Source organism: Mucilaginibacter angelicae (genome assembly GCF_042434235.1).
Classification (GTDB): Bacteria; Bacteroidota; Bacteroidia; order Sphingobacteriales; family Sphingobacteriaceae; genus Mucilaginibacter; species Mucilaginibacter angelicae.
In genome coordinates this window covers 175,123-187,355 of the sequence record NZ_JBHLTS010000007.1, presented here as the reverse complement: position 1 = coordinate 187,355, position 12,233 = coordinate 175,123, and the positions used below count along the sequence as shown (strand labels likewise).

The window sequence follows — 12,233 nt, the reverse complement described above, 5'->3', positions numbered from 1 at the left end:
TACTATAATTGGGAAAGGCCTCATCAGGGTATTAATGGTAAAAAACCTATTGAAATGGCATCCGTAAACAACAAATAAAATACCTGATTCTGTTACCGAATTACTAAACCCGTACAATTGCGAGGAGGAACGACGAAGCAATCTCGCAGCTATACAGAGCGGACATGCATTGGCTACGGGATTGCCACGCTACGCTCGCAATGACATGTTTTTTTGTTTATTCTCCAAACAAATTCATCTTCCCAACACCTGTATTTGCAACAAACACGAGTTGAAAAACTTAGCGTCTTTGAGTGACCTTCGCAACCCATTAATTTACTACATTGCCGCGGTTATGAAAACCGAACCTGAACTTCGCAAAAAAATAAAAACCTGGGTAATTGTATTTATTATTGGCCTGGTATTAAGTGGTGTAACCGCATTCCCTATCGAAACTGAGCTTGCCTGGCTTGCCAACCATGCATCTGTATTTCCCGAGTTTATGCAGGGCTGGTTAACTAAAGTTTATCTCGCCGTAAAAATCACCAATCAAAACTATCCTTACCTCGCCTACGGTACCGACTGGCTGGCTTTTGGTCACCTGGTTATTGCCATGGCATTTGTTGGCCCGCTGAAAGATCCCGTTAAAAACATTTGGGTGATTGAATTTGGTATGATTGCCTGTGTTATGGTATTTCCGCTGGCCTTTATTGCCGGGCCAATCCGCGGCATCCCGGTTTACTGGCGGCTTATCGACTGCTGTTTCGGCATTTTCGGGATCATGCCTTTATATATCGTTTACCGGGATATTAAAAAACTGGAAGCCATGATAAAATGATCAATCTTCAAAAGCTGATTGCAACAATACTGTTGCAAAACAAATTGACATTTTTTTTCATTTTTGCATAGCATAAGTTAATATGTTAAAAAAGAGGAAGGCTGAGTTTTTAAGATCATTACTGGTAATATCGGTAATGGCTTTTTATTTGCTCATCGCAAGCAGTCATGTTTTCTTCCTTCCCCGTTTAACACAATTGGAGAGCACGCATTCCACAGGGTTCAATTCCATTTTTAAACGAAAAATCGAGAACCTGCACAACAGCCTCTCCGAATCAAGCTATGTGCAAAGACCTGATAAATCAACACTCGAAGAAAAGAAATCCGTTACCGATTTAATCAGCGCTGTTGTAGGCAGTTTTATACTGCTGTTTTTTGCAATACAGCTCTGGAAATTAAATCTGAAACCATTCTTCCGGTATTTCAGGCTTAAACCCGGCTCTCAGTACACCTATCTCTCCCTTTGCACTTTCCGCATTTGATCTGAATGAAGAAGGCATTCTGCCTTTACCCATCATTTTTTCCAATTAATTATCCATCGTTTACCGGTACTTTTCCCGTAGCCATTGATCTGTATGTTGATCATTTGCACGGACATTTTACCGGTAAGCATATTCCGGAAAATCAAGACATGCGAATTTCAAAGAAGTTCTGCTGCCTGCTGACAGGCTTGTTAACAACAGCCTGTAGCTATGCGCAGCAGCAAAATAACACACCGGTTAGTTTAAAAGCGCTGCTCAGCAGTGTAAATCAAAACGCACCGACATTACTAACCGATTCGACAGCAATAGCGATTAAACAAGCCGAGGCAGCCGAAACGCGGAGCAGCTGGCTCCCCAACCTGAAACTGAATTACCAGGCCGATTATGGCACCAATAACAACGTGGCCGGACCATATTTTGGCTTTAGCATTATCCCTTCCGATTCGAGAGGGGTACGTGCCGAAAGTAATACCACCACAGTATCAGCTAACGTAGGTGTGGCCGCGCTCGACTGGGAGATCTACAATTTTGGTGCTTACGGCGCGCAAAATAAAGTAGCCGGTTCAGATATCCAGGTACAGCAAAACCAGTTTGCCGATTCCAAATACCAGTTGCAGGCTTATGCCATTGGCAATTACCTGCTCCTGATGAAACTGGAAAACTTCCTAACTATCCAGGCGCGTAACATCAAACGGAACCAAGAGATCAGGCGGTCGGTGCAATCGCTGGCTAAAAGCGGGGTGAGGGCAGGCGTTGATACCAGCATTGCCGAAGCCGAACTGTCAAAAGCCCGCTTAAACTATATCGAGCTTAACAACCAGGTTAAGCAGGTGCAATTACAGCTTTCAGCCATCAGTGGTTTACCCTATCAAACTATAGTGCCCGATACCGCCGCCGAAACAAACCTCATCAATACGGCAACCGGTTTGGAGCCTTTGGTTATCGACACAACCAATCACCCCTTGATCAATTATTATAAATCGGTATATCAAAACAGTTTACAGCGCGAAACCCTCGTCAAAAAAAGCTACAATCCTAAAATATTGCTGGAAGGTGCTGTTTGGGGTCGTGGATCAAGTGTTGATGCCAACGATCATTTTAACAGCCTCAGCAGCGGCTGGGGTTTCGACAGGAATAATTACCTCGTAGGCATCGGCATTTCCTATAACCTGTTTGATCTGCGCCGCAAGCAATTAAAATTGCGGACACAACGCGCCAATACAGATTATACGCTCAGAAAACTGGATGAGCAAAAACAACTGCTGGCCATCAGCGCCAACCGCTCCGGTGTAGAGCTTCAAACAGCCCGTGAACGCCTGGTTGAAATTCCCCATCAACTTAAAGCAGCTACTGATGGATACCGGCAAAAGTTGTCGCTATATAAAAACGGCTTAACCGATATTATTGAGCTTAACGCCGCCCTCAATATCCTTTACCGTGCCGAAACCGATTATGTACAGGCCAAATATGCTTATTCAAACGCCTTGTTCCAGCAGGCTGTTACCGGCAACCAGGTAAATACTGTATTAAACCTTTTAAAATAATTTAACTATGTCAATGGCCACATCCGCGCTTAAAAGGCCCATCACAACGGTGGTGGTTACCTTGAGCCTGCTCATTTTTGCAGTGCTTAGTGCCATAAAAATACCGATAGATATTTTTCCGAAATTAAACCTGCCCACCATATATGTTATTGAATCGTACGGGGGTATGTCGCCCCAGCAAATGGAGGGCTTTTTTTCAACCCGCTTGCAGGACCAGTTTCTGTACGTAAACGGCATCAAAAGCATCACCAGTAAAAATATCCAGGGCTTAACCATGGTGAAGCTAAGCTTTTATGAAAGCACAGATATGGCCGAAGCCCAGGCCCAGGTAGCCTTGCAGGTGAGCCGGGTTATGAGCTTTTTTCCGCCTGGGGCTTTACCGCCGCAGGTTGTAAGGTTTGACGCCTCATCCCTGCCTGTAGGGCAATTAGTATTATCAGCCCCCAATCGCAGCCTGAAGGATATATATGATATGGCAGCCACCAAAGTAAGGCCGATGTTTGCCACTGTTCCCGGCTTATCGGCCCCGCCTCCCTTCGGTTCAAACGCCAGGTCAATCACACTCAGTGTCGATCCAAATAAATTAAGAAGTTATGGCCTTACCCCCGATGAAGTGGTAAGCGCATTGGCCAAATTCAACGTAATGTCGCCTTCGGGTAACCTGAGGTTAGGTAATACCATGTTTGTTACCACCATTAACACACTGATTAACCAAACCGACGAATTTGGCAACATTCCCGTAATAACGAAAAACGGCGTGCCAATTTTGATAAAAGATGTTGCCCGCGTTGCCGATGCTACCGACGTTACAGTTGATTACGCCTTGATCAATGGCAAGCGCTCTGTTTATTTGCCGGTGGTAAAAACTGCCGATGCCAGCACCTGGAGCGTGGTACAGGCACTAAAAGCCAAGATCCCCGAAATTCAAAGCCTTTTGCCCGATGATGTGAAGATCTCGTACGAGTTTGATCAATCCATCTTCGTGATAAACGCGGTAAAAAGCTTGATCACCGAAGGCGGTTTGGGAGCTATCCTCACCGGGTTGATGGTGCTGCTGTTCCTTGGCGACTGGCGCAGCAGTTTAATTGTGGTGATCACCATCCCGGTATCGATACTATTGGGGGTATTGCTGCTTGGCTTGTTTGGGCAAACCATCAATATCATGACGCTGAGCGGGCTGGCCCTTGCTATCGGGATTTTAGTTGATCAGGCAACGGTAACTATTGAAAATATCCACCAGCATTTAGAGATGGGTAAAAGCAAGGCACAGGCTATTTATGATGCCTGCCAGGAAATTTCGTTCCCGCTGTTGCTCATCCTGCTTTGTATCCTGGCTGTGTTCGCTCCATCGTTTATGATGACTGGGGTACCTAAGGCTATGTTTTTACCGCTGTCGCTTTCGATAGGTTTAACCATGATCGTATCGTACATTATAGCGCAAACACTGGTGCCTATTTTATCAAACTGGCTCATTAAAGCCGAAGCCTATCAGCACTACGAACATGGCCAGCTGCACGCCCATGCAGGCGAAGCTTTAGACCGACCGGAAGAAGGGCAGGTAAACCATCACCTGCAACAGGAGCAGAAACACCCCGAAAAGAACGATCTGTTTGAGAAGGTAAAAATCCGTTTCATGCGCATCATTGAGGGTTGGATGCCCAATAAAAAAGTGATAGTGCCTGTATACCTCGTAGTTGTTTTGGGGTTGGCCGGGCTTTGTTTTGTTTTCATCGGTAAGGATATGATGCCCAAACTCAACAACGGGCAGTTCCAGATCAGGATCAAAGAACCCGATGGTACAAGGCTTGAGCGCACCGAAGACAAGCTGAAACAGGTGCTGCAAATTATCGACAGCACGGTAAACCATCACGTAGCCATAACATCGGGCTATGTGGGCATAGTGCCCAGCAGCTACGGTACCAGTAACCTTTATGTATTTAATACCGGTACCCACGAAGCTGTTTTACAGGTTAACCTTGATGAAGGCTATCACATAAACATGGATGACCTTAAAGATGCCCTCCGTAAAAACATAGCCTCCCGCATCCCCGAACTGCGCATCACTTTTGAGCCTATCGATATGACCGAAAAGATCATGAGCCAGGGTGCATCCACACCAATTGAAATAAGGGTAGCCGGTAAGGATATGACCCAGATTGAAGGTTATGCCAGCAAAGTTTTAGCCAAACTTAAAAAGATAGATTACCTGCGGGACGTGCAGATCAACCAGCCTTTGAAATTCCCGGTGGTGGCTATAACGCTTGACAGGCTAAAAGCTGCACAATTAGGGCTGGATATTAAAGATGTTGCACGCTCTGTTACTGCCAGTACCTCGTCAAGCCGTTTTACCGAAAAAAACCTCTGGCTCGACGATAAATCTGCCTATACCTACCAGGTACAGGTACAAATCCCGGAGTATGTAATGAACACCATGGATGAGCTAAAGGAGATCCCGCTGGTGAAAGGGCAAAGTACACCTGTACTGGGCGATATTGCCAGCTTTAAGGTTAATTATACACCCGGCGAATATGACCGCAGCGGTCCGCGCCGATTTTTAACAGTGAGTGCCAATATTTACAAAAAAGATCTCGGCACAGCTACTGCCGCGGTACAGGATGTTATTAAATCAGTTGGTGCACCTCCCAAAGGTTTAATTGCAGAAGTTAAGGGGATGTCGAGCCTGTTAACGGAAACTTTGGATAGCCTGCAAAACGGCTTGCTGTTCGCCATCCTCGTGATCTTTTTACTATTGGCGGCCAATTACCAGTCCTTTAAATTATCGCTTACGGTGCTTTCCACCGTACCGGCGGTAATATTGGGTTCGCTTACCGCTTTATTACTCACCGGCTCCACACTTAACCTGCAAAGCTATATGGGGATGATCATGTCGACCGGGGTATCGGTAGCCAACGCCATCCTGATTGTAACCAATGCCGAAACGCTGCGGCTCGACTATAAAGACTCCACACGGGCAGCAATTACCAGCGCATCCATCAGGTTAAGACCTATCCTCATGACCAGTTTGGCTATGATGGCGGGCATGATCCCCATGGCATCGGGCATGGGTGAAGCCGGCGAACAAACAGCGCCTTTAGGCAGGGCGGTGATAGGCGGCTTATTTGCCTCAACATTGGCCGCACTTTTTATACTGCCGCAGGTGTTTGCCTGGGTACAGCAAAAAACCACTTATGATTCGCCATCCTTAATGAAGGGTGTAAATGTTAATGAACAACAACTTGAAACCTCCAATAGCTAATATCATGAAACTAAAATATATCGTACTGCTTAGCAGTATCAGCCTAATGGCCGCCTGTGCAGGAAACCAAAAACCGGTTGACCTCACAGAAGTTAAATCCGCCAAAAAATCAAAGGAATACGAAACCGGAACTGTGGCCGAAAAAGCACTCTCCAGCGAAGTCAGGCTCCCGGGGCAGCTAAAACCATATAATGAGGTAAACCTGTTCCCCAAAATAAACGGCTTTGTGAAAACAGTTTTTGTAGATCGCGGAACGCTGGTAAAAAAGGGACAACTGCTCATTACGCTTGAAGCACCCGAAATGGAATCACAACTGCAGGCTGCTGATTCCCGTTACCTGCAGGCCCGTGAAAACGCGGTTGCCAGTAAGGAGAAATATCAGCGGTTAAAAGAAGCAGCTACAGAACCCGGTTCTGTTTCGCCGCTTGAACTGGATAATGCCCTTGCAAAAATGAAGGCCGATGAAGCCATGGCCCGTTCAGAAGGCTCCAATGTATCATCGGTACGCACCATGCAGGATTACCTCAATATCCGGGCGCCTTTTGATGGGATGATCATCCAGCGTAATGTTTCGCCTGGCGCTTTAGTGGCTCCGGGCAAAGGCACAGACCTGCCTATGCTCATTTTGCAGGATACCCGCAAACTACGTTTAGAAGTTTATATCCCCGAGGATTATGTTGATAAGGTTGATCTGAAACAGCCTGTTAAATTCACTTTTAACGCCATGCCGGGTACGGAACAAATGGCCAAAATCAGCCGGTCGGCCAATGCATTAGGCAGTATGCGTTCTGAAGCTATTGAAATTGATGTGCAAAATCACCAGGGCATACTAAAACCCGGTATGTACGCCGAAGTAAAAATCCCGATGCTTTCGGGCGCAAAATCATTACTGGTGCCCAACAACGCCATTATCCGCTCTACCGAAAGGGAATACGTGATAGCCGTGAAAGATGGCAAGGCGGCCTTAACTGATATTAAGGAAGGTTTGACCAGGCATGATTCTACCGAGGTATTTGGCAATTTGAAGGCTAACGAAACCATCCTTAAAAATGCCGGCGATGAGGTGAAGGAGGGCACAGCCATCGATTAAAAATGGGTCTTTTAATTCCCTCCCAGGGGAGCTACTGTGTGCACACATCTTGTAAAGGAGTATGAAACAATAAAACCGAATGTCATTTCGCCGAACCGGTTGGGGAATGTGCGGGTGCGGTGAGGAGAAATCTTATAACTCTGCTCTAAACCATACTTACGGCTCTGCAAGGCGTATAAGATTTCTCTTTCGCCCCTGCGCGCAGCCCAGCCCTGCTCTATCGAAATGACATTTTCTTTTAATAAAAAGATATGTACACATTGTAGCCTCTTGAGAGTGGGAAGGAATCACATGCCCCTCACTCAAACAGCCTCGGGGCACTGGAGACAAATAAACACAATACCAATATGGCAGCCTGCGAGCTGCCATATTGGTTTATATATCCCCATCATCCTATCAAAATCTCCTCTTCCACATTTACCTGCTTTAAAAAATATTCATCATGCGATACCACGATGAGCGTACCGCGGTAATCGTTAATAGCCGCAGTTAAAATTTCGATATTTTGAATGTCGAGGTTATTAGTGGGCTCATCCAGGATGATCATATCAGGTGCCTGGTTACTGATGGTTAATGAACAAAGCATCAACCGCATTTTTTCGCCGCCGCTAAGGGCGCTGCATGGCTTGTCCCAGTATTCCTTCGTAAACAAAAACCTGTTAAGGCGGATCTTGATATCATGTTCCTGCAACACGCCCGAGTTAAATTCCTCTGCCTGCTCGTAAACGCTGAGTTTATTATTGATCAGGGAATAATCCTGGTCGATATAAATGGCTTTAACTCCGGCACGTTCAATTGTGCCGGATTGTGGTTCAAGCGTACCCAGCAGCATTTTTATCAGCGTTGTCTTGCCCGAGCCGTTTGCACCTCTGATTACCAGCCTTTCGCCGCTGGTGATTTGAAAGCTTAACGGCGGGTTCCAAAGCAGCTGATCGCCATATCCAAAATTGAGGTCTTTTGCGGTGATCAACACCTTTCCTTTATGAAGTGACGAATTATCAAAGTCCATCTTCATTTTATCAATATCCGGCAACTGGGTGCGCAGCTGGCTTAGTTCCTGCGCAATAGAGCCTGTTTTTTCGGCGTGGACACCCTTCATTTTTGATGTGCTTTTTTCGGCGCTGTTTTTCAAAGTTTTCATCATAATGGTTGGCACGCCGGCTTTTTCCTGTTTCTTTTTACCGCGGGCATCCAGCTTTTGCTGTCGCTCAATTGATTCCCGTTCTGTTTCCTTAGCCTTGCGAAGCGCCTTCTCCTTGCTTTTTACATCCTGGTTCAGGGCCTCACTCTCCATCATTTTTTGTTCGGCATAAAAATCATAATTACCGCCGTAAACAGTTATGCCGCGTTTGCTGAGCTCGCAAACAGTATTGAGCAGGTTAAGCAGGGTACGGTCATGGCTAACCACCACCAATGTATTATTGGTTGACCGGATATAATGGTATAGCAGATTGCGGCCTGCGGTATCCAGATGATTGCTTGGCTCATCCAATAAAACTATTTCGGGGCGATGGATGGCGATGCCTGCCAAAAACACTTTTGTTTTTTGCCCGCCGCTAAGGGTTGACATTTTTTGTGAAAGGTCCAGACCCGTAAGCTGCCAATAGGTAAAAGCTTCCTGGCAACGCTCCTCAATAGCCCAGTCGTCATTGAGCAGGGTCATGTTTTCGTCGGTTACATTGCCCTCAAGAATCTGCTGCAGGGCGTTTAGTTTATCAGCAATTTGCAGGGCTTCGGCAATGGTAAACTCATTATACTGACCAAAAATCTGGGGTACATAATAAGGCTTCGAGCCTGTTTTTACCACGCCGCTTGCAGGCATTAAATTTCCGGCCAGTATTTTAAGCAGGGTTGATTTTCCGGTGCCGTTGTTACCTATCAGGGCTACTTTATCGTTTTTGTTGATTACGAGATCTATACCGGCAAATAAAAGATCACGGTTTGGGTGTATATAAGTGATATCGTGAAGAATAAGCATAATTTCTTTCTTAAAAGTTGAATAAATACAGAGGGCGTTGCAGCAACGGCACTGTTTATTTGTCCTGAAAGAAATTGGTTATCACATAAAGGGAATGGTTGGTTACCGGGACAAAAATAGTAAAAATGCTTTAAATACAATAAGAGTGGCACTACCTGATAAAATTCAACTTATTATTTTATTGCTGATTTGCTGTTGTTGCAGGATATTGGTATTATCGTAAGCGCTTAAACCTGCATTGTAAATGGAAAACAGATTTTTTACCCGCACAGAATTTAACAGCAAATTTGGCAAAGAAATGGCATCGGCCGGGAGTGTATACGAGGCGCGAAAAAAGAGCGGGATGACTGATTACTCGCTGGCCACTTATGATTTTATATTTATTTCGGATACGAAAGAAAAGCTGAGCGCATTAGGTAATTTCCTTACAGCTAATTATGGTTTTAAGGTAAACGAACCCGTAAAAAAAGATGAATACTGGGAAATAGCCGGTGATGCAACAGAATTTCCAGTTGATGAAAATAATTTAATGTACTGGGGCCTTGACCTGTATTGTAAAGGATATGAATTTGATTGTAAGCTTGACGGCTACGGTGCAATGGGCGATCCGCAAAACCAGGCTTTTCCTGATCTGGAAACTAAAGATGACGATTTCTACTTTGACCTTGCGATGAAAGCATTCAACAACAGAAACCTTGGGATGGCTGTCATTCATTTTTCCACCGCTATAAAAATAAATCCTGATGATCCTAATTCCTGGTATTCAAGAGCCGCTGTAAAAGACCAGCTGCATACCTGGAAAAGCGCAAGGCGTGATTATGATAAAGCGATAGAACTTGCGCCCGATTTTACAGATGCCATAGTAAACAGGGCTGCAAACAAAGATGAAGCAGGCGAATATGCCGAGGCAATTGCCGATTATACCCACGCCATTGAATTACAACCCGATAATGAGATGGCCTATTTCAACAGGGGAAACTCGAAACTCAACCTCAAAGACAATAAAGGAGCCTGTGAGGACTGGCATAAAGCGAAAGAGCTGGGGGCAACATATGCACAGCAACGGATAGATGAACATTGCAACTCAAAAAGCATTCTTCAAAAAGCAAAAGGATTGTTTAAATGGTAGTGTGTCCGGATAGCACTTATAATGAGCGTGCTTAACTAATTACCGGATCCTGAACCATACTTTTCCAGATATTCTTTTGGATAAATATCTTCTGTTACTGAAGTTTCCTTTCCGTCTTTATACTCTTTAACACTTTTTATCTTGTCCGATTTCAAAATATCCAGTTCAGGTTGTGGCAAACTATCGTTCCACACTTCAAAAATCACCGATCGTATGATCTGCCCCTGACTATTGTACTCACTTTTGTATATTGTAAAGTCTTTTTCCCTCCTGTCATGACCGGTCTTTTTCCCTTGCCATGTAAATATCACTTGTTTGGCACCATTTTCGTAATATTCAGTTCTACCTTTTTTAGTTTGCTTTAGTTTTAAATGTCCGTTATGATAAAATTCCTCAATTGTGATAACCCGCTTAAGTGATGATTCCTTTAACCTGACCTTTCCATTCGGGTAAAATTCAGTAGACCGGTATTCCAGGTAGGTCATGAACGACCCACGCTGACCGCGCCTTAACTTAATAAGGTTACCCGCAGTATCATATTCTTCCACATTAGTTGATTTAGACGAAGAGGTATTTCGTCTTTTCATTTTTCCGTTAGGATAAAAAGTAACCAGGCTATCTTTTTGATACCCCTCGCGAAAGTTTCCACGCATCTTTATTTTCCCGTCGGGATAAAAATCTTCAGCGTAACCATTGATCGCGCTATCGCACCTGACATATATCGGGGGCGAATCCAATGCGCCGCTTATGTATTGTTGTATTTTAGGCTCCTTATATCTGAAAATAAACAAGCTGGTATCCCTGATCTCAATAAACGGTGAATCCAAAAGCGGACCGGTGGTAACCCATATCACATACTTCCCTGTAGCCGGCAAATAAACTGTACCTTTTTTGGGCGCATAACCAGTATCCAGACGGCTAAGCGGCATTAGATAATAAGAAGTATCCAGCTTTTCGACAGTACTGCATGCCTTTGTAAGGTAAAATTGAAACCGCGCCCCCTGCCCGAAACATAGATTGCCGCAGCTGAGCAACAATAGAATAAAAGATAAAGGTTTAAGGCGCATAATTGATGTGCGTTGATACAAACGCGGATTACTAAATTAAGCAATTTATTTCAGCAAAAAAGCCCTTAAACGGAAGTTTAAAGGCTTTAACCATGTATCGGTTGTACATTGAAACTACTTTGTAATCTTTTGCACTTTAAAATCTTCAAACTGAACATCAAAGCTCTGTTTGCCGGGGGCCGCCGCAACCATGCCTATCATCGCTTTTACATTAGGTGGAAAATAAGCAAGGCGGAGCATATCATATTTTTCACCATCAAACGAATATTTGATCTCCACAAAATCGCCTTTACGCAGCAGTTTCAGCCAAACGGATTTAGGACTGTCATGCCTCGGCACTACCGACCAGTCTGAAACTTCACGGGTAACCACGGCGCTTACGTTCTGTACGCCGTCAACATATTCAATCCCCGTTTTTATCCAGTTTTTATTATCTATCCTTACCATTAAGCCTGCCTGGTGAAACAGTTCCTTGTAAGCGCCGGTAATTTTTACACTTGCTTCAAAATCGCCCTCCTGTTCGGTAAAGTAAAAAGGGCCGTTGTCCCTGATAAAGCCGTAATGCGTTACCCGCCAGTAATCGGTTGCAGGGTCAACGGTCATATGCAGCGAACTGCCTTCTACTGATGATTTCTGGGGTTTACTGTACCACTGCATATTGTTTAAGTTTTGTGCGAAACCAAATTTGCTGAGCAGGGCAAATAAGGTTAAAAAGGTTAGTTTTTTCATAGGGGGTAAATTTATGATAATAAATGAAGGCAGCTTTCAGGCAGCTGCATTTTATGATTATCTCTTTAAGTTACCCTTAAACCCGGCTATATTTATACCATGAATGAAACCGCAAAGTGGGGGATTATCACAGTAATCAGAC

Annotated in this window: 9 protein-coding genes; 6 read left to right on the top strand and 3 right to left on the bottom strand. The window is 44.6% G+C overall.

Translation table 11 applies throughout. From position 1 onward, the window contains the following. Nucleotides 1-334 precede the first annotated feature (334 nt). The 5 genes from ACFFGT_RS04435 (at nt 335) to ACFFGT_RS04415 (ending at nt 7,188) form a co-directional block, all read left to right on the top strand. On the top strand, nt 335-817 hold the full coding sequence (locus tag ACFFGT_RS04435; protein ID WP_377021299.1) for a hypothetical protein: 483 nt from the start codon (nt 335-337) through the stop codon (nt 815-817). Between the two features lie 82 nt (nt 818-899). Next, entirely contained in the window at nt 900-1,298 is a 399-nt protein-coding gene (locus ACFFGT_RS04430; protein WP_377021298.1) for a hypothetical protein, read from the top strand. Between the two features lie 5 nt (nt 1,299-1,303). Continuing rightward, complete coding sequence (locus ACFFGT_RS04425; protein WP_377021297.1) at nt 1,304-2,842, top strand: TolC family protein; 1,539 nt, start codon at nt 1,304-1,306, stop codon at nt 2,840-2,842. A gap of 7 nt (nt 2,843-2,849) precedes the next feature. Further along, nucleotides 2,850-6,098, top strand: a complete 3,249-nt coding sequence (locus ACFFGT_RS04420; protein ID WP_377021296.1) for an efflux RND transporter permease subunit — start codon at nt 2,850-2,852, stop codon at nt 6,096-6,098. Between the two features lie 4 nt (nt 6,099-6,102). Then, nucleotides 6,103-7,188, top strand: coding sequence for an efflux RND transporter periplasmic adaptor subunit (locus tag ACFFGT_RS04415; protein WP_377021295.1), 1,086 nt, complete (start codon nt 6,103-6,105; stop codon nt 7,186-7,188). A gap of 388 nt (nt 7,189-7,576) precedes the next feature. On the opposite strand, the gene abc-f is transcribed toward ACFFGT_RS04415, so the two are convergent. Continuing rightward, nucleotides 7,577-9,166, bottom strand: coding sequence for a ribosomal protection-like ABC-F family protein (gene abc-f / locus ACFFGT_RS04410; RefSeq protein ID WP_377021294.1), 1,590 nt, complete (start codon nt 9,164-9,166; stop codon nt 7,577-7,579). A 244-nt stretch (nt 9,167-9,410) separates the two neighbouring features. Between abc-f and ACFFGT_RS04405 the strand changes: the two genes are divergently transcribed. Next, on the top strand, nt 9,411-10,295 hold the full coding sequence (locus tag ACFFGT_RS04405) for a tetratricopeptide repeat protein (protein WP_377021293.1): 885 nt from the start codon (nt 9,411-9,413) through the stop codon (nt 10,293-10,295). A gap of 35 nt (nt 10,296-10,330) precedes the next feature. On the opposite strand, the gene ACFFGT_RS04400 is transcribed toward ACFFGT_RS04405, so the two are convergent. Beyond that, the gene (locus ACFFGT_RS04400; protein ID WP_377021292.1) at nt 10,331-11,224 is read right to left on the bottom strand and encodes a toxin-antitoxin system YwqK family antitoxin; all 894 of its coding nucleotides are present in this window, start codon (nt 11,222-11,224) and stop codon (nt 10,331-10,333) included. 252 nt (nt 11,225-11,476) lie between these two features. After that, nucleotides 11,477-12,091 carry a DUF1349 domain-containing protein gene (locus ACFFGT_RS04395; RefSeq protein ID WP_377021291.1) on the bottom strand — a complete coding sequence of 205 codons (615 nt, stop codon included), beginning with the start codon at nt 12,089-12,091 and terminating at the stop codon, nt 11,477-11,479. Nucleotides 12,092-12,233: the final 142 nt, after the last annotated feature.

Excerpts from the sequence above, each read along its gene's own strand:
- ACFFGT_RS04435 (WP_377021299.1), top strand. The coding sequence starts at position 335 with ATGAAAACCGAACCTGAACTTCGCAAAAAAATAAAAACCTGGGTAATT.
- ACFFGT_RS04430 (WP_377021298.1), top strand. The coding sequence starts at position 900 with ATGTTAAAAAAGAGGAAGGCTGAGTTTTTAAGATCATTACTGGTAATA.
- ACFFGT_RS04425 (WP_377021297.1), top strand. The coding sequence starts at position 1,304 with ATGAAGAAGGCATTCTGCCTTTACCCATCATTTTTTCCAATTAATTAT.
- ACFFGT_RS04420 (WP_377021296.1), top strand. The coding sequence starts at position 2,850 with ATGTCAATGGCCACATCCGCGCTTAAAAGGCCCATCACAACGGTGGTG.
- ACFFGT_RS04415 (WP_377021295.1), top strand. The coding sequence starts at position 6,103 with ATGAAACTAAAATATATCGTACTGCTTAGCAGTATCAGCCTAATGGCC.
- abc-f (WP_377021294.1), bottom strand. The coding sequence starts at position 9,166 with ATGCTTATTCTTCACGATATCACTTATATACACCCAAACCGTGATCTT.
- ACFFGT_RS04405 (WP_377021293.1), top strand. The coding sequence starts at position 9,411 with ATGGAAAACAGATTTTTTACCCGCACAGAATTTAACAGCAAATTTGGC.
- ACFFGT_RS04400 (WP_377021292.1), bottom strand. The coding sequence starts at position 11,224 with ATGCCGCTTAGCCGTCTGGATACTGGTTATGCGCCCAAAAAAGGTACA.
- ACFFGT_RS04395 (WP_377021291.1), bottom strand. The coding sequence starts at position 12,091 with ATGAAAAAACTAACCTTTTTAACCTTATTTGCCCTGCTCAGCAAATTT.